We start from the raw sequence: 25,104 nt of genomic DNA, 5'->3' as shown, positions 1-25,104 counted from the left end.
AAATTGCAATAGCGAGAGGTACTTGATATGTCAAAGTTTTTTATTTTTCTACTACTTGTTTTCCTCACTATTATTGGACTTTTTGCAATGGAAAATAAAGAGATGGTAATTCTTAAAATACCTTTTGGTGCATCATATGAAATGCCCAAAATAGGATTAATGCTTCTTTCTTTAAGTTTCGGAGCCTTTTTTATTTTTCTTGTTTTTTTTATTAGAGACACTACCAATCTTATAAGTAAGTTTCAATTACAGAAAAAACACAAAAAAGAGGAAAAAATAAAGGATTATTACGCAAAGGCACTGAATGCAATCATGAGAGACAAAGTCACAGAAGCAAAAGAAGCTTTACAGGAAATATTGAAAGAGGAGCCTGAGCATATAGATGCACTTATAAGACTTGGAGATCTTTCAATGAAGGAGGAAGACTATAAGACAGCTCTTAAATATTATAAAAAAGCCTATGAACTTGACCCTAAAAACATAGTCCCTCTCTTTTCTATTGAGAATGTTATGGAAAAAATGAATGAAAATGAGCTTGCCCTCAAATACATAGAGCAGATTACAAATCTTGAACCCGATAGCCCTTTAGCACATTATAAAATGAGAAATATTTTAGAAAGGCTTGAAAAATGGGAAGATTTAATTGTTTTGCAGAAAAAAATTCTTAAACTTGTCCCAGAGTATAAAAAATCAGAGGAAGAAAGAAGGCTTGTAGGATATACATATGAGTATGGAAGAGTAAGTCTTGAATCAGGAGAGATTGAACAAGCTGAAAGAATTTTTTCAAATCTTATTAAAACATCTCCAGATTTTATTCCTGCTTATCTGGGTCTTGCAGAAGTTATAATTTCCAAGGAAGGTGTTGAAGAAGCAATTGATTTTCTAAAAAAATGCTATGAAGATTTAAAATCTAAACTTTTACTTATCAGGCTTGAAGATTTGCTTATTAGCATAGGTGACCCAAAAAGATTAATTCAATTTTACCTTAAAGCAATAAACGAAAAGCCAGATGATATTGAGCTCAAATTCCTTCTTGGAAGACTTTATTATCGTCTGGAAATGATTGATGATGCTATAGAGACATTATCTTCTATTGATCCAGCTATATGTTCTACTCCGAAGCTTCACTGTATAAAGGGATATCTTTATCTAAGAAGAAATCAAACTACAAAAGCTGTTTCTGAGTTTAAACAGTTATGCCCTGAAACAAAAGTATCAAATCTATCATACTTATGTAGAGAATGTCATTCAACATTTGAAGAATGGACAGGAAGATGTTCTGTTTGCGGCACATGGAACAGCTTTGAGGTTGATCTAAGAGGCTGTGAAATCCTAAAATGATTAATTTTTTTCGCAAAAAACGAAAAATTGTTCTTGATACAAGCGTTTTTATTAATCCAGATATAAGAAATTTTTTTGGTGAAAATCCTGAAAAGGCGATTGAGGAATTTATAAAAATAGCAAAGAGAGCCAAAAATCTTGAATTTTATATTCCTTCCACTGTTTTTAAAGAATTGATGTATTTTGTTGATGAAAAAAAAATCCCGAAAGATTTTTATTTTTTAATTAGAATTAAATCTCCTGATAAACACAGAAGTGTCTGTCCTGCAATATTTTTTTATGAACTTGTTGAGGAGATGAGGCAAAGAATAAATAAGGGTTTGAGAGTTGCAGAGAATGCTGTAAGAAATGTAAATCAGAAAGATGCTGATGAAATAATCAAAGATTTAAGAAAAAAATACAGAGAAGCACTTCGTGAAGGTATAATTGATAGTAAAGAAGATGTTGATTTAATATTTCTGTCTATGGAACTTCAAGCAACATTGATTACAGGTGATCAGGGATTGATTAAATGGGCTGATAAACTCGGGATTGAATGGATTGTCCCTGAAAAATTTAAAGATTTTTTACTTTCTGCGATTGGATGAACCCCAGAAGTTACCAATTTTTCTGAATTTTTCATATCTTTTTTTAATAAGTTCGTCAGGAGGAATCTTAATAAGTTCTGTTGCCACGCTAACTATTTTAGCTTTAATTCTTTTCCCAACTTCCTGAGGTTCTCTGTGAGCTCCTCCAAGTGGTTCAGAAATAATATCATCAATAATTCCAAATTTTTTTAAATCTTGTGCTGTAAGCTTAAGTTCTTCAGCTGCTCTCATGTAATCTTCTACTCCTACATCAGAATTCTTTTTCCATAATATAGCTGCACATCCCTCTGGTGAGATAACTGAATAAATTGCATGTTCAAGCATGAAAATTTTATCACATACACTCAGTGCAAGAGCTCCTCCGCTTCCACCTTCACCTATCACAAATCCAATCAAAGGTATTTTAAGTAGCGACATCTCCATAAGATTATTTGCTATTGCTTCAGCCTGTCCCCTTTCTTCTGCACCTATTCCAGGGAATGCACCGGGAGTGTCAATCATGGTAATAACAGGTATTGAAAATTTTTCTGCCAGCTTCATGACTCTTAATGCTTTTCTGTATCCTTCTGGATGAGCCTGCCCAAAGTTGCGATATATTCTTTCTTTTATTGTTCTACCTTTCTGATGTCCCACCAACGCATAGGGATCACCATCAATTTTCCCAATTCCTGCTATAACAGCAGGATCATCTCCGAAACGACGATCTCCGTGAAGTTCAATGAAATCTTCAAAAATTATTGGAATATAATCAAGTGTATAAGGCCTCTCTGGATGTCTTGCAATCTGGGTTTTCTGCCATGGGGTTAGATTTGAGAAAACTTCAGTTTTTAATTCCTTTAACTTTTTGTTGAGTCTTTTTATTTCCTGAGTAAGGTCAATATCGCTTCCATCGGAGAGTTTTTTTAACTCTTCAATTTTTATTTCTAATTCCTGTATAGGTTTTTCAAAGTCAAGATAGTAGGTCATCTTATCCTCACCTGACAATCTTTGATTTTTTGTATCTTTGTTTCAAAATCAATGCATGGTTCAAAGGGACTAAGAATTATAACATGGTAATCAGGAAGATTTAAACAAATATATATGTTTCCTTCTCCATTATGTCTTTCCTCAAGGCATTGTCTCACTTCTTTTAAAATTCTGTAAGCCTTTTCAGTATCTGAACAATCAATGCTGATTTCATATTTTATTTTTAAATCTACATTTCTCAAATCTTCTATCTCTCTTGCAAGAAATTTTGTTGAATCAGGATATTTAAATATTATTCCCTTGATAAGAATTGCATTTTTTTCTGTTAAAATATTGCTAAATTTTTTAAAAAGTTCAGGATAAATAACAACTTCAACTCTACCTGTTTCATCTTCTATTGTAATATAAGCGGTTACTCCTTTTTCTTTTGCTTTACTTTTGATTTCCTCTACAATCCCTGCAATTTTTATTTCGTGTGTTTCTTCATTGTTATTAACAAAATCATCTTCATCTGTATCAAAAATATCAGCAATGGTGGAGACATTTATTTTATTTAAAACAGGTCTAAGAGGTTTCATCGGATGTCCAGTAAGATAAAAACCAAGTGAGGATTTTTCCTCACTTAAAACTGTGTTATTATCCCATGCTTCTATATTCTCATGAGTAAAGAACAGTCCTCTTGAAGATTTAACTCCTTTAAAGGATAAAAGTTCATGCATTGCTATTGCTCTTGCCTGATTGGGAGTGTATTGAGGATAAAGGGAATCAAAAGCTCCTGCTTTAATAAGCGATTCTATAACCTTTTTATTAACTTTCCTTGTATCCAGTCTGGTTAAAAAATCATCTATTGATGTAAATTTTTTCTTTTCTCTCTCATTAAGTATGCATTGAAGAGCAGAGCCTCCGACTCCTTTAACTGCTTCAAGACCGAATCTTATAAATTTTTCTTTTACAGTGAATGCTCTATCACTTTCATTTATATCAGGTCCTTTAATTTCTATGCCCCAAGCTTTGCATTCATTTATAAATTTAACAATTTTGTTTGTATCTCCCATTTCATTGGAAAGGTTTGCTGCAAAAAATTCCTGAGGATAGTGAGCTTTCAAATAGGCTGTAATATATGCAAGATAGGCATAGGCAGCAGAGTGAGATTTATTGAAACCGTATTCACCAAAGGCTGCCATTATATTAAATAAAGATTCTGCTTTCTCATAGGGAATCCCGTTTTTTTGAGCACCTTGAATAAACTCTTCTTTAAGACTTGCCATTAATTCTGGAATCTTTTTCCCCATCGCCTTTCTTAAAACATCTGCCTGTCCCATTGTAAATCCTGCAATTTTATTGGCAATTTTCATAACCTGTTCTTGATAAAGAATTACTCCATAAGTTTCATCAAGTATGTCTTTTAACTCTGGAAGTTCATATTCAACAGGAACTACCCCTTTTTTCCTCTTAATAAAATCATCAACCATTCCACTGCCAAGAGGACCCGGTCTATATAAGGCAACAAGTGCTATTAGGTCTTCAAATCGCCGGGGCTCCATTCGTTTTAATAGTTCCTTCATACCTCTGCTTTCAAGTTGAAATACACCAGTTGTTTGTCCAGAGGAAAGAAGTCGATAAGTTTCAGAGTCATCAAGAGGAATGTTATTTAAATCTATATCTTTCCCCTGTGCCTTGACATATTTTATTGTGTCATCTATAACAGTGAGAGTTTTTAATCCTAAGAAATCAAATTTAAGAAGTCCCACATCCTCCAGAGCCTTCATATCAAATTGACTTATTACAGTTTCTTCACCAGAATTTTTGTATAAAGGCATTAAGTCTTCAAGAGGCTCTGGAGAGATAACAACTCCAGCAGCGTGTTGGGATGCATGTCTTGCAAGTCCTTCCAGCCTAAGAGCTATATCAATCAGTTCTTTAACTGTCTCATTTTTATTGTAGAGTTCTTTCAATCTTGGTTCTAAATTTAAAGCTTCTTCAAGAGAAGGACATGCAAAAGGTATCATTTTGGCAATTTTATCTACATCAGCATAAGGAATGTTTAATGCCCTTCCAACATCCCTTACCACTGCTCTTGCAGCCATTGTCCCAAAGGTTATGATATGAGCAACTCTGTCTTTCCCGTAGTTTTCTGCCACATATTGAATAACCTCTTCTCTCCTATCTTTGCAAAAGTCAACATCAATATCGGGCAAGCTTATTCTTTCTGGATTCAAAAATCTTTCAAAAAGAAGTCCATATTTAATTGGGTCTATATCTGTAATTTTTAGTGCGTATGCTACAAGACTTCCTGCAGCAGAACCTCTGCCAGGTCCTACAGGGATACTTTTTCTTCTTGCATAGTTTATAAAGTCCCATACAATAAGAAAATAGGAAGCAAAACCCATTTCAGTGATAACTTTAAGTTCTTCTTGAAGTCGCTTTAGGTAGTCTTCAGGTACATTACCTTTAAATCTTTCTTTTAATCCTTCTTGAGCAAGTTTTTTTAAGTATTCCTCTGCAGTATATCCCTGAGGCACATTATATTTTGGCAGTTTATGTTCCCCGAGTCTTAACTTAAAATTACATCTTTCAGCAATTTGCAGGGTATTTTTTAAAGCTTCAGGAATTTCTACAAATGCTGAATACATTTCTTCAGGTGATTTGAAATAAAATTCATCGCTTTGAAATTTCAACCTTTTTTCATCTTTTATAGTTTTACCAGTTTGAATACAAAGCAAAATTTCATGCGCTCTTGCATCTGATTTATGAAGATAATGGCAATCATTTGTTGCAACAACGGGTATATCAAATTTTTTTGAGAGTTCTATTAATCCTCTGTTTGCTATTGTCTGTTCAGGCAGACTGTTTGATTGAATTTCAAGGAAAAAATTGTTTCCAAATATATCTTTTAAAGTTTTTGCTGTATTTTCTGCTCTTTCAATATTTTCATAAACTATATTATATGGTATTTCTCCCTTAAGACATCCAGAAAGAGCAAAAAGTCCCTTATGATACATACTTAAAAGTTCCATATCAATTCTTGGTTTGTAATAGAATCCTTCAAGATAAGAACGGGTAACAAGTCTTGTAAGATTTTTATATCCCTCTTCATTTTCTACTAAAAGAGTAAGGTGAAAGGATGCTTCTTCAGGCATTCCAGGGTCTTTGTTTATCTTTGTTTTATCAAAGCGACTTTGAGGAGCGACATAGACTTCGCAGCCTATAATGGGTTTTACTCCTGCTTTATTGGCTTTTTTGAAAAATTCTACAACTCCAAAGAGATTTCCATGATCAGTTATTGCCACAGCAGGCATGTTATATTTTTTTGCCTGTTCAATTAATTCATCAATTTTAATTGCACCATCAAGCAGGCTATATTCTGTATGGATATGAAGATGAACAAACTCTGACATGCTCATACTATGAATGTTAAAATTTTACCTTATACTAAGTCAATTTGAAGACTGCATCCATAAGAGATTCTGGTTCAGGGCTTATTTTTAAGGCTCTAACTTGTAAAATCTTTTCAATATCACTCATTTTTAAATTATCAATAAACATGTCTTCCGAATCTTTCATTGTAACATCAGGGACAAGAACTAAATCCCCTGGTTCAACATAGGAAGCTAAGCCTTTAATTATATCTTCGCCATTTAAGAGTCCTGTTACTGAAACAGTTTCACCAAAAAGATTATTTTTTATAGGATAAACATCAATGGGAATGTTTTTTTTCCTTAGCTTTTCAATAAACTGAGTAAGATAAGGATAAAAAGAAGTCCCTGTAAAGGTCACAAATCTTTTTTTAAATTTCACAGAAGGTATTTTTAGTTTCGTTGCTTTATTAATAAATAGAGGAACCATACCAACCCCATTTTCAATCTGAGGCAGATCATCATAGATAGTTAAAGAAGGAAATGGTTTTTCAGCTTTAATGTAAAATTCGTCTGCAAGATAAACAAAACTGACTCCGTGTTTTTTCCTAAATCTTTTCTGAAACATTTCAATAATTTTAATTACTTCTTCTGCTTTGTTTTTTGTTACAGGTGTCAGCCCGTTTTTATGATATTTTGTAAGTCCTACTGGAACAATGGCGATTGAAGATACGTAAGGATAAAGTTTATGAAGCTCTATGATTGTTTTTTCAAGGATTTTTCCATCATTTATTCCAGGGCACAATACTATCTGTGTATGCATTCTAATTTTAATTTTTGCAAGTTTTTTAAGTTCAAGCATAATAGGTGGAGCTTCATAATTACCTAAAAGAGCATTCCTTATCTCAGGGTCTGTAGCATGAACAGAGATATAAAGAGGACTCAGTCTGAGTTTTTTTATTCTTTCATAGTCTTTTTGTGTAAGATTTGTCAATGTGATATAGTTGCCATAAAGAAAGCTTGCTCTGTAGTCTTCGTCTTTAACATACAAAGATTTTCTCAATCCTTTGGGAAGTTGTTCAACAAAGCAAAATAAACATTTGTTTACACACCTTTTTATCCTGAACGGTGCTACTTCAATGCCTAAGGGCAGTGCATTTTTATGAATATTAAAGCTTAGTTTTCTGCCATCTCTTTCAATTATAAGTTTAATAAATTCTTCATCTCCGTAAAACATTAAATCCAGAGCGTCTTTGACAGGATGCCTGTTTATTGAAATTATATTATCTCCTGCTTTTATTCCTGCTATATAGGCAGGACTTTGGGGTAATATGGATTCAATTTTAACTCCTTTATTTATCATTTTTTAATCGTATAAGAATATATTGAAATAACGAAATAATAGCAAGAAAACTTACCAAAAAATATCCAAAATCAGGCATAGAAGGGATAGAAAAGTTTGTTGAAAGAAGAATATAACCAAATATAATTACCTGCGAAGCATTACTTATTTTACCAAGCATTGTTGGATTTGCTATTTTCTTTTTTCTTAAATACATTTCCAGCCATCCCGTAGCCACTATAGCATCTCTTATGAATACCACAGAGAGAAACCATCGGGGAGCAAGTTCATTGATATAAAAAGTTATCATAATGCTTAAAAGAAGAAGCTTGTCTGCCAGAGGGTCAAGAAAAATTCCAAATTTTGATATTTGATTAAACTTTCTTGCAATAATTCCATCAAGACTGTCTGTTAATCCTGCTACAATCACAATTTTCAATGCGAGAGAATAATCTTTTGAGTTCATTGCTATGATAAAAAATGGGACAAGAAATATGCGTAGAGAAGTTAGTATGTTGGGAATTGTTATTATTTTTGCATTTACCATCATAAATTATACTCTATGGAATATTATAAGCCTGAGCGTATTTACCTTTAAGCAAGCTTTGTGCATATTTTTTTTCAAGAGCAAAATCATACTTTTGAGTTTCATTAAATGCCTCTGAAAAATATTTTATAGCAAAAAATTTTTTTCTGTTCAGATAATGAATAATTCCTCTCTGAAGTTTACAATATATAAGACCTCTGGGGTCATTACATTTTTTAAAATTTTTCTCAGCATTTTTGATATACTGCAAAGCTACTGCATATTTTTTTCTCAAAATATTTATCATTGCCATGCTCCATAAAGTATACGATGAGCTTACAATATCTCCGATCCCACTGTAGATATTTATTGCTTTTTTAAAATTTTTCTCAGCATTTTTGTAGTCTCCTATCATTCTATATGCATTGCCAATGCCGCAAAAAGAGTATGCCATACCAAATCTATCTTTGATTTTGTTAAATATTTGATTTGCCATTCTGTAATATTTCATTGAATCTTCATAATTACCATAAACTCTTAAGCTTCCACCAAGCCCACAGTAAACATATCCAAGACTCTGATTATTCTTGAGTTTTTTAAATAGTGTTAGAGATTTATAAAAAGCTTCCAATGATTTTTTTATTCTTCCTCCAAATCTCCATATAGCTCCTTCAGCCCATAATGTAAATGCTATACCCTTTTTATCTTTATTTATTTCATAAATTTTTCTTGCTTGTCTGATAAGTTTTAAGGCAACTCTCCACTGACCCGTTGCTTTTTTTGAAAGTGCAAGTCCTGTTAAAGCATCTGCCATAGCAATTTCATTATTTAATATCTCTGAAACTTCTATTGATTCACTGTAATAAAGCTCCGCATTTTTAAAGTTTCCAAGTATTCTGTTTAAGTCTCCAATAACTATTAAACAATCAAGCCCCAGTTCAACATCATTATTTTTAACTGCTTTTTTATAAATTTTTTTCCACAATTTCAGGGATTCTTTAAAATAACCATTCATTCTTAATTGTTCTGCTTTTTTTATTATTTCTTTAGTTTCCATATAACTCTTTTCTCAGTTGTTTCATGAATTTTTTATAGTCTTTTTGTTCAAAAAATGCTGAACCCATAACAAGAATATCTGCTCCTGCTTGAACAATTTTTTTTGCGTTTTCAAGTTTCACGCCTCCGTCTACTTCTATGACTGTTTGTAGTTTATTTGACAAAATTATTTTTTTAGCTCTATTAATTTTATCAAGTGTAGAAGGGATAAATTGTTGACCGCCGAACCCTGGATTAACAGACATAATTAAAATTAAGTCAATATCATGAATAATTTCTTCAATTGAACTGAGAGAAGTAGCAGGATTTAAAGACACACCAACTCTGATACCAGATTCTTTTATCTGCCATACTGTTCGGTGCAGATGTGGACAGGCTTCAACATGAACTGTAAGAATGTCTGCTCCTGCTTTAACAAAATCTTCAATATATTTTTCAGGCTGTATGATCATTAAATGAACATCCAAGGGAAGCATCGTTGCTTTTTTTACTGTCTCCACTATTAGAGGACCGATTGTTATATTTGGAACAAAGCATCCATCCATAACATCAATGTGAATCATATCTGCACCTGCTTGCTCTGCGTGTTTAACCTCTTCTGCAAGTCTTCCAAAATCAGCAGAAAGTATTGATGGTGCTATAAGTGTCACTTCTCTTCCTCCTTTTCTCCAATACTGACAATTAATTTTATAGCCTTCCCTCCCTGTTGCGGCTCAGGTGACTGGGCAATAACTATGTTGTCAGGATATTTGTTTGAATGGATTTTAATAACTTTTTCAATAGGGATACCTTTTTCATTTAAAATTTTTTCAGCTTCTTCATAAGAAACTCCTCTTACATCTGGAAAGACTGTGAATTTTAATCCTTTACTCATAATTACTCCGACTTCTCTACCTTTCTTAACTTTTGTTCCTGCTGGTAGAGACTGTCTTGAAACTGTTCCTGTAGGGATATCGGAATACTCTTCTCCGTCAATTCTTATATAAAGTCCTTTTTCTTTGAGTATCTGATTTGCTTGAACAATATCTTTTCCTCTTAAGTCAGGAACTTCTATTGTCCCACCCGAAACAAAAAGGGTTAAAGAAAGATATCCAGCTAAAAAGCCTGCAAATATTGCTCCTGCTATGTATAAAATTTTTTTCATTTAATTCTTAAAAGTTTACCCATGAAAAATCCATCCATTCCATCTATATGTGGATATGTCCGTAATTTTTTTATACTACTAAATTCATCGTGTTTCTGTAAAAAGCTTTCAATTACTTCTTCTCCTTCCTCAGGCTCAGTTGAACATACTGAGTATACAAGAATGCCATTTTTAACTAAAAATTGTGAAACATTTTCAAGCATGAGTTTTTGAGTTTTTGAAAGTCTTTTAATTTCTTGCTCGTTTACTCTATATCTTACATCAGGATTTCTTCTTATAACTCCTGTTGAAGAGCAAGGTGCATCAAGAATAATTCTATCAAATTTATGAGTATTGAAGCCTAAGGAATCTAAATGTTTTTTTAAACTTATCTGACAGATATCTGCCAATATTGGTTGTATTTCAACATCAGGTAAAAACTTTTTAACTCGTGCTATATTTTCCTGTAAATTTTCTAACCTTTTTTTATTATTTTCAATACAGATAATAGTTCCTTTTTTAATTAATGCTGCTGTAAGAAGCGTTTTACCACCAGGACTTGCACATGCATCAAGAATACATGCACCTTCAAAGGGTTCTAAAAGAAAACACACAAGCTGAGAAGCCTCATCTTGAACAATCCAGAAAAAAGGCGATTCCTTTAAAGTTTTTCTTATTTCATATCCCTGTCCTTCAATTATTAAACCAGAAGCAACATGTTTTGAAAAGCTGACTTTAAACCCTTTTTGTGTAAAATATTCTCCTATCATTTGCCTTTCTTCAGGTTTTACAGCAATTGTAATCGGAGGTTTTTCATTGTTTGCTTTAAGTAGTGCTTTAACTTCATTTAGTTGAAATCTTTTAAGCCATCTTGTAATAAGCCATTCTGGATGTGAGTATACAACAGAGAGATTTTTATTATCAGTCTGCATTTGTTCAGTTATACGAAATATTTCATCACCTTGATATTTCCTTAAAAAGTTTCTCAGTATAGCATTCACAACATTGGGTTTACCATTGAAAGATTTTTCAACATTTACTGTTTCATTTGCTACTGCATATGCAGGAATATGCATAAAAACTAATTGATAAATTGCGCATCTTAGATTATTTATCGTGTACATAGAAAGTTTTTCTTTGTTTTTATAAAACTCCTCTAAAAGCCAGTCTATATAATAGAGATTTCTAAGAACACCATAAATAACTTCAAGCAGAAAAGCTCTATCAGCTTTATCAAACATTGAAAGGATGTTTTCTGTAAGGGCAAATTTTAAAGGTTTTTTTGTTCCTACTACATTGTTTAAGACTTCTACAGCTACTTTTCTTGGTGATTTATAAACCATTTAAGTGCGTCCTCAATTTTTTGTAAACTTACTGTGGTATCAATACATGGGCCGAAGGGTCTTTCATTTAAAATTCCAATAACAGGAATTGGATAAGTATCAACTATTCCACTTGAGAGGTCTCTTTCACAGGCAACTGCGATAATTGCATCAGGTCTGACTTCCTTTACTACTTTTCTCGCAATTGTCCCTCCTGTTGCAATAGCGATTGAGATATTGTAAGTCTCTGCAATTTCAATTAAATTTTTTATTTTGCAGTTTCCGCACCTGCGGCATTTAAAAACATCAAATGTGAGCCTTACATCGCATTTTGAGTTTTGAATGCAGTGAGGAAGCAAAAGAAGTATTTTTTTCACATTTGCATTATCACGCATAACAAGAAGATTATTAAGCTTTACAATATATGCTTGAAATTCTGGTTTTTTTGATTTTAAAAATGCTCCTGCAAGCATCAAAACCGGATATAGAATTTTAAGGATAAAGCCTCTAAGAAAATGAGTCCATGCCTTCATTTATTTTTCTTCCAGAGATAAATTCTTTTGCCGTCATTATTTTTTTTCCTTCTGGCTGAATAAGCAGAATTCTAAGTAACCCTTCTTGTGTTCCTACAATTAATTCATTTTTAGCTTTGATAATCAGACCTGGTGCTGCATTGCCTTCTAATACTTCTGTTTTAATTATTTTAACTCTTTCATCTTTTAAAAAACTGTATGCACATGGCCAAGGATATGTTCCTCTAACAAGATTAAAGATTTTCCTTGCAGAATTATTCCAGTTAATTTTTCCATCATCTTTTTTAAGTTGGGGTGCATAGGTTATCTCACCAGTTTGAGGTTTGGGCGTAATAATCCCCTTCCTCATTTTATCAATTGTCTCAATAATTAATTCTGCCCCAATTACAGAGAGCTTTTCAGAAAGAGTTTCTGCATTGTCTTCATCATTTATAGAAATTTCTTTTTGTAAAAGAATGGGACCTGTGTCAAGTCCTTCATCAATAATCATTGTTGTTACACCTGTTATTTTTTCTCCATTTATTAATGCCCATTGAATCGGTGCTGCTCCTCTGTATTTTGGTAAAAGCGAAGCATGAAGATTTATACAACCGTGTTTCGGTATCTCAAGAATTTCTTTTGGAAGTATCTTACCATAAGCAACAACTATAGCAAACTCAGGATTTAGCGATTTTAATTTTTTTATAAAATTATCATCCTTTATTTTTTCTGGTTGACAGAGAGGTAATTCATATTGTAGTGCAACTTTTTTAATCTCAGGTGCCTGAAGATTTTTTCCTCTTCCTTTTGGTTTATCAGGTTGTGTTACAACAAGCAATATTTTTTCGCTCCTTGAAATCAAAGCTTTGAGCGAAGGAACTGCAAACTCTGGAGTGCCGAAAAAAATTATTCCAGATGACATAATATATTTTATTTCTTTGTTTTGAATTTTTTTCTGAAAAGCTCTCTTTTAAGTGGGCTTATTTTATCAATGAGAAGAATGCCGTCAAGATGGTCTATTTCATGCTGTAAGGCTCTTGCCAAAAGTCCTGTTGCTTCTATTTCTATTTCTTTGCCATTCCTATCCAATCCTTTTACAATAACTCTTTCTTTTCTTTTAAGTCTTGTTGTAAAGCCTGGCAAACTTAGGCATCCTTCTTCAGAAAGAATTTCTCTCTCTGAGTCTGTTATCTCAGGATTAATCAACACTATAAGGGATTGGTTCTGTTCTCTGGGAGATGTATCAACAACAATAAGTCTTTTTAAAACACCAACCTGCGGAGCAGCTAATCCAATGCCATTGGCATTATACATTGTTTCAATCATATTATCAATGAGTTTTTGTAAGTCACCATTTATCTCAGAGATAGTTTCCGCTTTTTTCTTTAATACTTCATCAGGATATTTTTTTATCTCAAGGATTGCCATAAAAAATTATAACTAAAATACACTGAATTTGAAAAATTTTTTTGGATTTTTTTTGATTTCTTCTATTAATTCTTTAAGTTCCTTTATACTTTGTCTTAAATCATCCGCCACAGTTTTATCATTCATAAGAAGTTTAAGTGTGCCTTCAGATTTTTCAATTTCTTGTAAAAGATTATCAAGTTTTTGAGAACTCTTAAGTAAAGTTTCATACAAAGAAGGGTCATTTATCATTTTGCCAAGACTTCCCTGCTGTGAAGATATTTTGTTTGAAGCTTCTTCAAAGTTTTTTAAAGCATTTGAAAGTCTTTGATAAAATTCTTTATCCCTTGCAATCATTCCAATACTTCCAGTTCTTATTTCTTCTACTGTTTTCTTAAGGTCTGAAACTGCAGAGTTTAAATTATTGTAAAGTGAAGGATCAGTAAGTAATTTGGGAATGGTTCCTTCAGATTTATCCACTTTTGTTATCAATGAATCAATTCTCTCAATCAATCCTTCAATTTTACTCATTGTAGAAGCTGCAACTCCTATAATTTCTCTTACTTCTGTTTGAGGAGAGCCATATAGACCTTTTGATGCATCAAAACTTTCCTGAGAATCACCAGGAAATATTTCAATATATTTGTCACCAAGCAGACCTATTGTCTGAACAGTTGCCTTTGCATCTGATTTTAAATAGTTTAAAACATCCTTATCTATTGAAACTTTTACTACTGTACCGTGTTCTTTACTGAGTTTTATTTCTTGGACTGCTCCAATGTCAACTCCTGCAACTCTTACAGGAGCTCCTTTACGCAGTCCTTTGACATCTGTTATATAAATATTTAGCGAAGTTCTTTCTTTAAAAAGTCCCTGTATGCCGCCTGAAAAAACTATTACAAAAAATATAATGAGCAGTGTAACTGTTATAACAATTCCGACTTTTAAAGATGCCCATTTGAGTTGTTTTTTTCTGTCAAACATTATTTATCCTGTTTAAAACCTCTACGTACTTATTCACCATTTCTGCTAATTCTCTTTCAATTCTTTCATCTGGTTTCCCGATTGAAACAGGACCATAATGACCGAGTCTTGTAAACCCAAGACAAAGACATCCATGAATCAAAAATGCTTTTAAAATATCAAGACATACTGTTTCTCCTCCACCACCAATCATTCCAGTTGATGTAAAAGCTGCGACCAGTTTTCCTTCAATTTTTCTGTAGTATTTGACACTTTCATCAATAAATTTTTTAACCTCTGCTGCCATTGTTCCAAAATAGTTAGGTGAACCAATGATATATCCATCATACTCTGTGAGGCTATCAATTTTTACTTCATCAACTCTTTTTAAATCAACATCAATTCCTTTGTCCGCAAGCCCCTGAGCAATTATTTTTGCCATTTTCTCTGTATTTCCTGTTCTTGAATAGTAAGTAACAAGAACTTTTTTCATAATTCACCTCCATAACATTTTTTTTCATTTTATCATAATATACATGAATTTGCCATTAGAAATAGATTGCTAATAGCAATCTAAAATAGCGATGCTCTATTGCCAAACCTTAGTGTGCTATAATTATGATTATGAAAATTGTTACATCTCATGAAATGGCAGAAATTGACAAATTGACAATAGATTATTATGGAATCCCTTCAACAGTTTTAATGGAAAGAGCTGCATTAAGCATAGTTAAGCATGTGCTCAAATTTAATCCAGAAAATTTGATTATCCTCGCAGGACCGGGAAACAATGGTGGTGATGGTATTGCCTGCGGAAGAATACTCAAAAACAAAGTTAAAAATATAAAAATTTTTCAGCTTTTTCCTGAAGAAAAGCTTTCAGAAGACTGTAAACTCCAGCTAAGTGTGGCTAAAAAATTCGGGATTCCAGTAGTTGTAGGCTATCCAGACAATGATCAAATAGATAAAGCTGACCTTATTATTGATGCTATTTTTGGGACAGGACTTAAAAGAGAAATTGAAGGCAAAGTTGCTGAGTTTATTGAGATTCTTAATTCATTTAAAAAACTTACGGTAGCTGTTGATATTCCATCAGGAGTATCCTCTGATACAGGAGAAATTCTTGGAGCGGCTATCAAGGCAAATTTGACAGTAACATTTGGACTTCCTAAAAGAGGACATTTGCTTTATCCCGGCAAAGACTACACAGGTGAGTTATTTATTGAAGATATCGGGTTTCCAGAAGAATTAACAAATAATGAAAACTTAAAAATTTCGCTTATTGAAAGAGAGTTTGCCCTGTCACTTATGCCTCCAAGACCTAAGTATTCTCATAAAACAAGATATGGACATGTTTTTGTAATTGCAGGTTCTACAGGGAAAACAGGTGCTGCAATGATGACCGCAAAAGCTGCACTTAGAGCAGGTTCAGGACTTGTAACAATGGCTGTTCCTGCAGCGCTAAAAGTTGTTTTTCAGAGTAAAGTTCTTGAAGAGATGATACTTCCTCTTCCATGCACAATGAATACTCTTTCAAAGCAAGCTTTACCAGAAATTATGGATTTTGTAAAAGAAAAAGCAAATTCCATTGCTTTTGGTCCGGGTGTTGGAGTCAATGAAGATATTGAAATTATTTTAAGAGAACTTATTTTAAACTCTTCTTGTCCAATTGTAATTGATGCTGACGGACTTACAGTTCTTAGCAAAATTCTTAATGTTTTAAAAGATGCACATTCAGAGATTGTTCTTACACCTCATCCTGGAGAGTTAAACAGACTTATAAACATCCCAGTGAAGGATATTGAAAAACAAAGAATTGATATTGCTCAGAAAGTAGCTAAAGAGTTGAATGTAATTATTGTTCTTAAGGGAGTTCCTACAGTAATTGCAGAACCTCAGGGTAGAGTATATTTAAATACAACAGGAAATCCTGGAATGGCAACAGGTGGTTCAGGAGATGTCCTTACAGGTATTATTGCTTCACTTATTGGACAGGGACTATCTCCTCTTTATGCTTCTGTGTTTGGAGTTTATATTCATGGATTAAGCGGAGATATAGCATCTCGCAGGAAGGGATTTCATGGACTTATAGCAGGGGATATTATAGAAACCCTTCCAGAGGCATTCATTGAACTCACAGATGAAATTGATTCAGAGCCCTGAAAATCCTCTGATTAAAGAAATCAAAAAGATAAAAGAAACTCAGAGGAGAAAAATTTTTTTTGAAGGAGTTCATCTTGTAGAAACCTCTCTGGTTTCAGATTATGTTTTTACTGAAAAAGTTTTTGTTATAGAGAAATTTATTGAAAAACAAAAAAATTTTTTAGAAATTCTTCAGGAGAAAAAAATACCAGTAATAATAATATCAGAAAAAGTTGCAAAAACTATTTCTGATACAGTTACTCCTCAAGGAGTTTTTGCAATTGCTGATTTTAAAATTAAAAATATTAATGATTTATCAAATCCAACTTTTATTGTAATTGCTGATAGAATTCAGGACCCTGGTAATATTGGGACAATTATACGTGCTGCAGAAGCTTTTGGTGCAGAGGCTGTTTTAGTTACACATGGAACATGTAATCCTTTTTCAAACAAGGCTTTGAGAGCTTCAGCAGGAAGTATTTTTTTTCTTCCTGTAATAAAGGTTACAGTGAAAGAAATTGAAGAATTTGTTTCTAAATATGGACTTAATCTTGTAATAACAGATTTAAAGGCAACGATGTCTTCGTTTAATATGGATTTTACAAAACCATTAGCAATTGTTTTTGGAAATGAATCTAAGGGAGTAAGTCAAGATTTAAGAGCAATAAAGCATACAAGTTGTAAAATTCCTCATAAGGGAAAAGCTGAAAGTTTGAATGTTGCTATGGCTGCTACAGCAATTCTTTATGAAATCCTTCGTCAACGATTTTTAAAATCTCCTTAAACTCATTAACAGAAAAAGGTTTATTAATGCAGAAAGCTTTTTCTTTTAAAACTTCTTCTTGAGGGCAATTTATAGTTGATGTTATTATAACAGGTCTATCTAAAGCTATTTCTGATATACGATCAAGAAGATTTAATTCCTTAATTGTTATATAATCAGCTATAATAAAATTATAGGTTGACCATGATTCTGTAATTATTGCTGTAGTTTCTGACTCGTAGCCCCATGCCCTAAGACATTCTGCGAGGAAATCTCTGACGAATCTATTATTTTCAATAATAAGAACTTTCTTACTCATAAAATATATTTTATACAACTTTTAATATATAAAGTCAACAATTTTACAACTAAAAATTGATAGATTTTAAAAGGTTTTAAGTTTTAATGTTTTAAGTTGATGAAAATAGGTGAGATAATAAAAAGACTCAGAAAAGCAAAGGGATTTTCCCAGATGGAGCTTGCTGAAAAAATTGGAATAACCTATCAACAGCTTCAGAAGTATGAGAAGGGAAAATCAAAAATAACAGTAGACAGGCTTATTGATATAGCAAGAGCACTGGATGTGCCATTAAGTGCAATTTTATCTGAAATATACAAGAAAGAGAATATAGAGATTTATTCTGAAGAAGAAATAGTTTTTCTTGAGTATTTTAGAAAAATCTCAGACCCAGAGTTAAGAAAATCTTTTTTAAAAATTTTTGAACAACTTTCAAAGAAATAGAGGCTGTTCAATTACTAATTGTCATTCCGACGGGTCTCAATGACCCCATGAATCTCCTCCTTAAATCGGAGATAAGGAGATTCCTCGCAGACCCTTCGCCTACGGCTCAGGGCTCGCTTCGCTCGGCTCTGAATGACAGTCTTATTATGTCACCCCGAGCGTAAGCGAGGGGTCTCTTCCTTTGGAGGCGAGGAGATTCCTCGTTGCTTTGCTCCTGGGAATGACAAGAAGAGGAATGACAGATGGAGGTAATTGAAAAATTGCAAGGCTTGTGATTTATTGATTTTTAACAAATTATAAGTTTTTGAACAGGATAGAAATAAAAAACAGGGATAAACGATTAGCTTAAAATTATGGTATGATATATTAAGTTAAAAAATTTTTTGTAGGGAGGCAGAATGAAAGTAATTCTCAAAGAAGATGTTCATGGATTAGGCAGAGCAGGACAAACTATTAATGTAAAAGATGGATATGCAAGAAACTATCTTCTGCCAAGAGGACTTGCATTAATTGCAGATGAAAAAAACTTAAAAGTTCTTGAGTATCAAAAAAAGAAATTTGAGGAACAAGCAAAGAAGAAACGTCAGGATGCAGAATCAATAGCAGAGAGACTCAGTGCTCTTGAGCTTACAATTAAAGCAAAAGCTGGAGAAGATCAAAAACTTTTTGGCTCTATTACAGCAAAGGATATAGCAGAGCTTTTGCAAAAAGAAGGTTTTTTAGTTGACAAAAAGCAAATCAATATTTCAGAGCCAATAAAAAGAGTAGGAGAGCATGAAGTAGAGGTCAAACTGCTTTCAAATGTAAGTGCAAAGTTAAAAATAAATGTAGTCGCAGAATAATGGCTTATTTAAAAGAGATAGAGAATTCTGTTGATAGACTTCCACCACAAAGCCTTGAAGCTGAACAGGCTGTGCTTGGTGCAATTATTCTTGAAGGCGAATCAATAACAAAGGCAATTGAAATAATCTCGCCAGAAGATTTTTATAGTGAGCGACACAGAAAAATATATCAAGCAATGCTGGAGCTTTTTGATAAAAATGAACCAATTGACCTTATCACCCTTACTGAGCATTTAAAGGACAAAGGAGAACTTGAAGAAACTGGGGGACTTGGTTATTTAAGCAATCTTGCAACAGTTGTTCCCACATCTGCGAACATAAGATATCATGCCAAGCTTATAAGAGAAAAGGCTCTTTTGAGGTCAGTTATTCGTGCTTGCACAGAGATTGTTACAAAGGTTTATGAAGAGCCTGAAGATGCTGAGGAGATGATTGATTATGCGGAAAGATTGATTTTTGAAATCTCAGAAAAAAGAACAAATACAAGTTTTTATAATATGAAAGATGTTGTTAAGCAAACTTTCAAGATAATAGAGAGTATGTATGAGAAGAAGGCGGTAATAACAGGTGTTTCTTCAGGATTCAAAGACCTTGATGAGTTAACATCTGGCTTTCAACCTGGTGATCTGATAATTATTGGTGGAAGACCCGGAATGGGTAAAACAGCTTTTTCATTGAATATTGCCCAGCATGTTGGAATAGAGCTTGGTGAACCTGTTGCTTTTTTCAGTCTTGAAATGTCTAAGGAACAGATTGCAATGCGGCTTTTAAGTAGCATTGCAATGGTAAATTCTTCAGCTTTAAGGAAGGGATTTATCAGTAAGAGAGACTGGGAGCGAATTACAGATGCCGCAGTCAAGCTTAGCGAAGCTCCGATTTATATAGATGATTCATCTCAGATGAGTGTTCTTGAAATAAGGGCAAAGGCAAGAAGGCTTAAAATGGAAAAAGGTAGACTTGGATTGATTGTTATAGACTATCTTCAACTTATGCGAAGCAGAAATAACTATGATGTAAGAGAACAGGAAATAGCTGACATATCTCGTTCACTTAAAGCTATGGCAAAGGAGTTAAAAGTTCCTGTTATTGCATTGAGTCAGCTTAATCGTTCAGTTGAAAAAACTTCTGATAGAAGACCTACTCTGGCAAACTTGAGAGAATCTGGAGCTATTGAGCAAGATGCTGATGTAATAATCTTTCTTTACAGAGATGAGGTATATAACAAGAAAAATCCTGCTAATAAAGGGAAAGCTGAAGTAATAGTGGCGAAACAAAGAAACGGACCTACTGATATAGTTTATCTTACATTCCTGAATGATTACACAAGATTTCTTGACTATACAGACAAATATATGGGAACAGAGATAGAAGAGGAAGTATAAATGATTAAGAGACGACCTTCAGTAGCAGGATATTTTTATCCATCAAATTCAAAAGAACTTTTACAGGAAATTGAAGAATACATGCCTACAACCCTTAAAATAGATGCTTTTGGAGCAATATGTCCTCATGCGGGTTATGTTTATTCTGGCAGTGTTGCAGGTGCTGTGTATTCAAAACTTAAACCAAAAGAAATATTTATTCTTATAGGTCCGAATCACACTGGCTATGGAGAAAATGTTGCTTTAATGACAGAGGGAGAATGGGAAATTCCTCTCGGTAGCATAAAAATTCATAGTGAACTTGCAAAAAAAATTATTGAAAAAAGCCCTCTTGCCAAAGATGATATACATGCTCATCTTCATGAACATTCACTGGAGGTTCAGCTTCCATTTATTTATAAACTCAATCCAGAAGCTCAAATTGTGCCGATAACATTAAAGATGCTTTCCCTTAAGGATTGTTTGAGTTTAGCACAAGGCATTGTTTTAGCAGTGAATGAGCTTAATTTTAGAGATAAGGTTGTTGTAGTTGCAAGCACAGATATGAGCCACTATTTGCCTGATGAACTTGCAAGGAAAGTTGATTCTTTAGCAGTTGAAAAGATTAGACATTTTGATCCAGAAGGACTTTATAATACAGTATTAGAACATGGAATATCCATGTGCGGTTTTGTTCCCACTGTAACGATGCTTTATACTACAAAACTTCTTGGAGCAAAAGAGATTCAGGTGATAAAATACACAACCTCTGCAGAAGTAAGCAGAGACTACGATAAAGTTGTAGGATACTTAGGTGCAATTGTTTACTAAAATTCCTCTTACTGCAGCTATTCTTGCAGGTGGTAAATCTTCAAGAATGAAACGGCAGAAATGTCTTCTCTCTTTTGACAATGAAAAAATAATTGATATGATTGTAACAAAGCTGAAGGACATTTTTGAGGAGCTTTTCATTGTAACAAACTTCCCTGAACTTTATTTCTATACAGGCATTACTTTATTGGGAGATATATATCCTTTTAGAGGACCTATGTCAGGAATACATGTGGCAATCAAAAATTCAAAACATGATATATTTGCTTTTGCCTGTGATATGCCTTTTGTAAAAGGGGAAGTTATTTGCGCTCTCTCGGAGAAACATATAAAGGAAGCAAATACTGCTACAGTTCCATCATATAATGGTAAAATTTATCCTTTACCTGGAATTTATTCCAGAAAACTTCTTGATGAACTGGAGAAATTGCTTTTGGAAGATAAACTAAGTATGACCAAATTCCTTAATGATATTGGTGCAGAAATAGTAGAAGTTGCAAATTTAGACAAAGAAGGATTATCTTTTATTAATATAAACACAGAGGAAGATTTAGAAAATTTAAAAAAGGGGGGCATAAAATGTTTGGATTAGGCACACAGGAATTATTGATTATCCTTGTTATAGTAATTGTTCTCTTTGGAGCAACGAGACTACCTCAGATTGGCAGGGGAATTGGTGAAGCAATAAAGAATTTCAAGAAAGCAACGAGCGAAAAAGATGAAATTGATGTGACTCCAAAAAAGGATAATACTGAAGAGAAAAAATAAATGTGAGCAGATTTCTACAAGCAGAAATTAATTTAAAAAGTCTCATTCACAATTTCTCCAAAATTAAAGCTCACCTGAGAAATACAAGGGTATCCTGTAAAATAATTGCTATTGTTAAAGCAGATGCTTACGGACATGGTGCAGTTGAAGTTGCTCGTGTATTTGGACTTCTTGGAGTAGATTATCTTGGTGTAGCTTTTTCTGAGGAGGCTATTGTTCTAAGGGAAGCAGGGATAAAAGTTCCCATCATTGTGCTTTTTGACAGGGAAATAGAAGGCGTTTTTAAATACAATCTTATTCCAGTAATATTTGACTACAGACAAGCAGAGTTTTTATCTAAAGAAGCATCTCGTCGTGGGGTGATTCTTCCTGTTCACATAAAGGTTGAAACAGGAATGGGAAGGCTTGGTATATATGAAAATCCCTGTGAAACAATTAAAAAGATTGCACAGTTGGACAACTTAAAAATAGACGGAGTAATGAGTCATTTTTCCCGTGCAGAAGACCTTGAATGGACACAGGAACAGATGAAAAAATTCAGTAAAATAAGGGAATTTCTTCATAATTTAGGAATGAAACCTCTTTTCCATATAGCCAACTCTCAGGGATTGAATTATACAGAAGCTTTATTTGATGCAGTAAGACCTGGGCTTATGCTTTATGGATATGGGGCAGAGGGCTTTATCCCATGTATGACTGTTAAAACAAAGCTTCTTGATATAAGAAAACTTCCTGAGGGAACACCAATTAGCTATGGAGGCACTTTTGTAACAAAGAAAGATAGCCTGATTGGTGTCATACCTGTTGGCTATGCAGATGGATATTTCAGGAGTCTCAGCAATAAAGCAGAGGTCATTGTAAGAGGTAAAAGGGTTCCTGTTGTTGGAACAGTATGTATGGACTTAACGATGATTGATTTAACAGATATTCAAGAGGTACAAATTGATGATGAGGTAATTCTTCTTGGCAAAACAGGCAGTGAAGAGATTACAGCCTCGCATATAGCTCAATGGGCGGGAACAATACCCTATGAAGTGCTCACATCCTTTGGAGGCAGAGCACGGAGAAAATATATAATGGAGGAGGAAGAATGATAGCTGAAAGAACAAAAAAGGTTAAACCTTCACCTACTCTTGCAGTGGATTCAAAAGCCAAGGAATTGAAAGCCAAAGGATTTGATGTAGTAAATTTTGGAGTAGGAGAACCTGACTTTGACACTCCAGAACACGTTAAAGAAGCAGCAATAAAAGCAATAAGGGATGGATTTACAAAGTATACACCAGTTGGCGGAATAGATGAACTTAAAGAGGCAATTATTGATAAACTGGAAAGAGATAACGGACTTAAATATGGAAAAGAAAATATTCTTGTATCCTGCGGAGCAAAGCATTCTCTTTATAACATTGCTCAGGCATTGTTTGGACCAGGGGATGAGGTTATGATTCCTTCTCCTTATTGGGTTTCCTATCCTGATCAGGTTCTCATAAATGATGCCCAGCCTGTAATTGTAGAAACCTATGAAGAGGACAACTTCATGCTTCAGCCAGAGGTTCTTGAAAATAAGATTACACCAAAAACAAAGGCGCTCATTCTTAATTCACCTTCCAATCCAACAGGGTTTATTTATAGTAAAAAAGTTTTAGAAAAAGTCGCAGAGATAGCTTTGAAACATAATATTTATATTATTTCCGATGAAATATATGAAAAACTTATATATGACGATGAAAAACATATAAGTATAGCTTCTCTTGGAGAAGAGATAAAAGAAAAAACCATAGTGGTAAATGGATTGAGCAAGTCTCATGCAATGACAGGTTGGAGAATTGGTTATGCTGCAGGTCCTGTAGAAATAATAAAGACAATGACAAAAATTCAAAGTCAGTCTACATCTAATCCCACATCAATAGCTCAAAAAGCTGCAGTTGCAGCTCTTAGCGGTCCTCAGGATTGTGTTGAAAAGATGAGGCAGGAGTTTGAGAGAAGAAGAAACTATCTTGTAAAGGGATTAAACAGTATCGGAGGAATATCCTGCAAAATGCCAAAGGGAGCTTTTTATGCTTTCCCTAATATTAGCAAAGTGCTTGGCAAAAAAGTTTCTAATAATCAAATAAACTCATCAATGGATCTAAGCATATATTTACTTGAACAAGCTAAGGTTGCTCTTGTTCCAGGGTCTGCTTTCGGAGCAGAAGGCTATATAAGAATATCTTATGCAACAAGCATGGAAAATCTATCCAAAGGCATTGAAAGAATCCGTAAAGCATTGGAAGAACTTAAATGAAATGTGGATATGTTGCATTAATTGGTAGACCTAATGTAGGCAAGTCAACGCTTATTAATACAGTTATTGGTGAAAAGGTTTCAATTGTAACTGAAAAGCCTCAGACAACAAGAAATAGAATCACCGGAATTAAAAATCTTCCTAATGCACAGATTATATTTATTGATACACCAGGGATTCATAAGCCAAGACATAAACTTGGTGAGTTTATGGTTAAAGAAGCTCAAGAAGCAATGGATATGGTTGACTTAATAGTGTTCATGGTAGAGCCCGAAGCACCGGGAAATGATGAACTTTCAATAATTGAAAGACTGAAAAAGCTTAATAAACCTGTTATTCTTGCAATTAATAAGATAGATACTGTAGCAAAACAGAATCTTCTTCCATTAATAGAGCTTTATAATGATCTTCATCCATTTCAGGAAATTATTCCAATTTCTGCACTTAAAAAAGATGGAATTGAAAGATTAGTTGAAAGAATTATTTTTTATCTGCCAGACTCTCCCATTCTTTATCCTGAAGACATGCTTACTGACCAGGCAGAACGGTTCATGGTTGCTGAGTTTATAAGAGAAAAAATTATGAAATATACACATGATGAAATACCCTATTCAGTTGCAGTTGATATTGAAAGATGGGAAGAAACAGAAAAATTAATCTCCATAGGAACAAATATTTATGTTGAAAGAGAAGGTCAAAAAATTATTATAATAGGAAAAAAGGGCGAACGATTGAAAAAAATTGCAACAGAGGCAAGACTTGATATTGAGAAATTTTTAGGAACAAAGATTTTTTTGGAAGTATGGGTTAAGGTTAGGAAAAAATGGAGACAGAAAGACATGTTATTGAAATCACTGGGGTATTGAGATGTTG

At 33.5% G+C, this 25,104-nt stretch carries 27 protein-coding genes; 13 read left to right on the top strand and 14 right to left on the bottom strand.

Features of this window, described 5'->3' with window-relative positions; genetic code table 11:
- Positions 1 to 27 precede the first annotated feature (27 nt).
- On the top strand, positions 28 to 1,341 hold the full coding sequence (locus tag FLY87_RS02815; RefSeq protein WP_141266261.1) for a tetratricopeptide repeat protein: 1,314 nt from the start codon (positions 28 to 30) through the stop codon (positions 1,339 to 1,341).
- A complete protein-coding gene (locus FLY87_RS02810; protein WP_012545229.1) occupies positions 1,338 to 1,928 on the top strand; it encodes an RNA ligase partner protein in 591 nt (196 codons plus the stop codon). The genes FLY87_RS02815 and FLY87_RS02810 overlap by 4 nt, the downstream gene beginning before the upstream one ends.
- On the opposite strand, the gene FLY87_RS02805 is transcribed toward FLY87_RS02810, so the two are convergent.
- Genes FLY87_RS02805 through FLY87_RS02745 form a run of 13 tightly spaced genes read right to left on the bottom strand, consistent with a single transcriptional unit; the run spans position 1,908 to position 14,994 of the window.
- Positions 1,908 to 2,894, bottom strand: a complete 987-nt coding sequence (locus FLY87_RS02805) for an acetyl-CoA carboxylase carboxyltransferase subunit alpha (RefSeq protein WP_141266260.1) — start codon at positions 2,892 to 2,894, stop codon at positions 1,908 to 1,910. The two genes, FLY87_RS02810 and FLY87_RS02805, sit on opposite strands and share 21 nt — an antisense overlap.
- On the bottom strand, positions 2,891 to 6,292 hold the full coding sequence (locus tag FLY87_RS02800; RefSeq protein WP_255446959.1) for a DNA polymerase III subunit alpha: 3,402 nt from the start codon (positions 6,290 to 6,292) through the stop codon (positions 2,891 to 2,893). Before FLY87_RS02800 ends, FLY87_RS02805 begins: the two co-directional genes overlap by 4 nt.
- Positions 6,293 to 6,326: 34 nt before the next feature.
- The gene (locus FLY87_RS02795; protein ID WP_141266258.1) at positions 6,327 to 7,613 is read right to left on the bottom strand and encodes a DUF512 domain-containing protein; all 1,287 of its coding nucleotides are present in this window, start codon (positions 7,611 to 7,613) and stop codon (positions 6,327 to 6,329) included.
- Positions 7,603 to 8,142, bottom strand: coding sequence for a CDP-alcohol phosphatidyltransferase family protein (locus tag FLY87_RS02790; protein WP_141266257.1), 540 nt, complete (start codon positions 8,140 to 8,142; stop codon positions 7,603 to 7,605). Before FLY87_RS02790 ends, FLY87_RS02795 begins: the two co-directional genes overlap by 11 nt.
- Positions 8,143 to 8,152: 10 nt before the next feature.
- Complete coding sequence (locus FLY87_RS02785; protein ID WP_141266256.1) at positions 8,153 to 9,175, bottom strand: tetratricopeptide repeat protein; 1,023 nt, start codon at positions 9,173 to 9,175, stop codon at positions 8,153 to 8,155.
- Positions 9,165 to 9,824 carry a ribulose-phosphate 3-epimerase gene (gene rpe, locus FLY87_RS02780; RefSeq protein ID WP_141266255.1) on the bottom strand — a complete coding sequence of 220 codons (660 nt, stop codon included), beginning with the start codon at positions 9,822 to 9,824 and terminating at the stop codon, positions 9,165 to 9,167. The genes FLY87_RS02785 and rpe overlap by 11 nt, the downstream gene beginning before the upstream one ends.
- Complete coding sequence (locus tag FLY87_RS02775) at positions 9,821 to 10,318, bottom strand: PASTA domain-containing protein (RefSeq protein ID WP_012546118.1); 498 nt, start codon at positions 10,316 to 10,318, stop codon at positions 9,821 to 9,823. The genes rpe and FLY87_RS02775 overlap by 4 nt, the downstream gene beginning before the upstream one ends.
- On the bottom strand, positions 10,315 to 11,640 hold the full coding sequence (locus FLY87_RS02770; protein WP_028842251.1) for a transcription antitermination factor NusB: 1,326 nt from the start codon (positions 11,638 to 11,640) through the stop codon (positions 10,315 to 10,317). Before FLY87_RS02770 ends, FLY87_RS02775 begins: the two co-directional genes overlap by 4 nt.
- Entirely contained in the window at positions 11,613 to 12,152 is a 540-nt protein-coding gene (locus FLY87_RS02765; protein ID WP_012545747.1) for a DUF116 domain-containing protein, read from the bottom strand. The genes FLY87_RS02770 and FLY87_RS02765 overlap by 28 nt, the downstream gene beginning before the upstream one ends.
- Positions 12,127 to 13,053 carry a methionyl-tRNA formyltransferase gene (gene fmt / locus FLY87_RS02760; RefSeq protein WP_141266254.1) on the bottom strand — a complete coding sequence of 309 codons (927 nt, stop codon included), beginning with the start codon at positions 13,051 to 13,053 and terminating at the stop codon, positions 12,127 to 12,129. Before fmt ends, FLY87_RS02765 begins: the two co-directional genes overlap by 26 nt.
- An 8-nt stretch (positions 13,054 to 13,061) precedes the next feature.
- On the bottom strand, positions 13,062 to 13,559 hold the full coding sequence (gene def / locus FLY87_RS02755; RefSeq protein ID WP_028842253.1) for a peptide deformylase: 498 nt from the start codon (positions 13,557 to 13,559) through the stop codon (positions 13,062 to 13,064).
- A 12-nt stretch (positions 13,560 to 13,571) separates the two neighbouring features.
- Positions 13,572 to 14,522, bottom strand: a complete 951-nt coding sequence (locus FLY87_RS02750) for an MlaD family protein (protein WP_028842254.1) — start codon at positions 14,520 to 14,522, stop codon at positions 13,572 to 13,574.
- On the bottom strand, positions 14,515 to 14,994 hold the full coding sequence (locus tag FLY87_RS02745; RefSeq protein ID WP_028842255.1) for a flavodoxin family protein: 480 nt from the start codon (positions 14,992 to 14,994) through the stop codon (positions 14,515 to 14,517). Before FLY87_RS02745 ends, FLY87_RS02750 begins: the two co-directional genes overlap by 8 nt.
- A gap of 131 nt (positions 14,995 to 15,125) precedes the next feature.
- On the opposite strand from FLY87_RS02745, the gene FLY87_RS02740 reads away from it, so the two are divergent.
- The gene (locus tag FLY87_RS02740; RefSeq protein ID WP_038058954.1) at positions 15,126 to 16,664 is read left to right on the top strand and encodes a bifunctional ADP-dependent NAD(P)H-hydrate dehydratase/NAD(P)H-hydrate epimerase; all 1,539 of its coding nucleotides are present in this window, start codon (positions 15,126 to 15,128) and stop codon (positions 16,662 to 16,664) included.
- Entirely contained in the window at positions 16,630 to 17,427 is a 798-nt protein-coding gene (locus FLY87_RS02735; protein WP_028842257.1) for an RNA methyltransferase, read from the top strand. Before FLY87_RS02740 ends, FLY87_RS02735 begins: the two co-directional genes overlap by 35 nt.
- Here the strand turns inward: FLY87_RS02735 and FLY87_RS02730 are convergent.
- Positions 17,375 to 17,725: a response regulator gene (locus FLY87_RS02730; RefSeq protein WP_021013189.1), complete on the bottom strand. Its 351-nt coding sequence runs from the start codon at positions 17,723 to 17,725 to the stop codon at positions 17,375 to 17,377. The two genes, FLY87_RS02735 and FLY87_RS02730, sit on opposite strands and share 53 nt — an antisense overlap.
- 99 nt (positions 17,726 to 17,824) lie before the next feature.
- On the opposite strand from FLY87_RS02730, the gene FLY87_RS02725 reads away from it, so the two are divergent.
- The 9 genes from FLY87_RS02725 to era all read left to right on the top strand — a co-directional run bounded on the left by FLY87_RS02725 (position 17,825) and on the right by era (position 25,097).
- Positions 17,825 to 18,148, top strand: a complete 324-nt coding sequence (locus FLY87_RS02725; protein ID WP_012545438.1) for a helix-turn-helix domain-containing protein — start codon at positions 17,825 to 17,827, stop codon at positions 18,146 to 18,148.
- A 398-nt stretch (positions 18,149 to 18,546) separates the two neighbouring features.
- Entirely contained in the window at positions 18,547 to 18,990 is a 444-nt protein-coding gene (rplI, locus tag FLY87_RS02720; protein ID WP_028842258.1) for a 50S ribosomal protein L9, read from the top strand.
- Positions 18,990 to 20,372 (top strand): replicative DNA helicase, encoded by a 1,383-nt coding sequence (gene dnaB / locus FLY87_RS02715; RefSeq protein ID WP_012546182.1) that lies wholly within the window; start codon positions 18,990 to 18,992, stop codon positions 20,370 to 20,372. Before rplI ends, dnaB begins: the two co-directional genes overlap by 1 nt.
- Positions 20,373 to 21,182, top strand: a complete 810-nt coding sequence (amrB, locus tag FLY87_RS02710; RefSeq protein ID WP_012545930.1) for an AmmeMemoRadiSam system protein B — start codon at positions 20,373 to 20,375, stop codon at positions 21,180 to 21,182.
- The gene (locus tag FLY87_RS02705) at positions 21,166 to 21,774 is read left to right on the top strand and encodes a molybdenum cofactor guanylyltransferase (RefSeq protein ID WP_164924810.1); all 609 of its coding nucleotides are present in this window, start codon (positions 21,166 to 21,168) and stop codon (positions 21,772 to 21,774) included. The genes amrB and FLY87_RS02705 overlap by 17 nt, the downstream gene beginning before the upstream one ends.
- Positions 21,762 to 21,950 (top strand): twin-arginine translocase TatA/TatE family subunit, encoded by a 189-nt coding sequence (locus tag FLY87_RS02700; RefSeq protein WP_012545632.1) that lies wholly within the window; start codon positions 21,762 to 21,764, stop codon positions 21,948 to 21,950. The genes FLY87_RS02705 and FLY87_RS02700 overlap by 13 nt, the downstream gene beginning before the upstream one ends.
- A 2-nt stretch (positions 21,951 to 21,952) precedes the next feature.
- Complete coding sequence (alr, locus tag FLY87_RS02695) at positions 21,953 to 23,044, top strand: alanine racemase (RefSeq protein WP_141266253.1); 1,092 nt, start codon at positions 21,953 to 21,955, stop codon at positions 23,042 to 23,044.
- On the top strand, positions 23,041 to 24,231 hold the full coding sequence (locus FLY87_RS02690; RefSeq protein ID WP_141266252.1) for a pyridoxal phosphate-dependent aminotransferase: 1,191 nt from the start codon (positions 23,041 to 23,043) through the stop codon (positions 24,229 to 24,231). The genes alr and FLY87_RS02690 overlap by 4 nt, the downstream gene beginning before the upstream one ends.
- A complete protein-coding gene (era, locus tag FLY87_RS02685) occupies positions 24,228 to 25,097 on the top strand; it encodes a GTPase Era (RefSeq protein ID WP_141266251.1) in 870 nt (289 codons plus the stop codon). The genes FLY87_RS02690 and era overlap by 4 nt, the downstream gene beginning before the upstream one ends.
- Positions 25,098 to 25,104: the final 7 nt, after the last annotated feature.

The organism is Thermodesulfovibrio sp. Kuro-1 (assembly GCF_006538445.1).
In the GTDB taxonomy this organism is placed as follows: Bacteria; Nitrospirota; Thermodesulfovibrionia; order Thermodesulfovibrionales; family Thermodesulfovibrionaceae; genus Thermodesulfovibrio; species Thermodesulfovibrio yellowstonii.
Note: the sequence above shows the minus strand (reverse complement) of the source record. Positions and strands in the feature narration are given on the sequence as shown.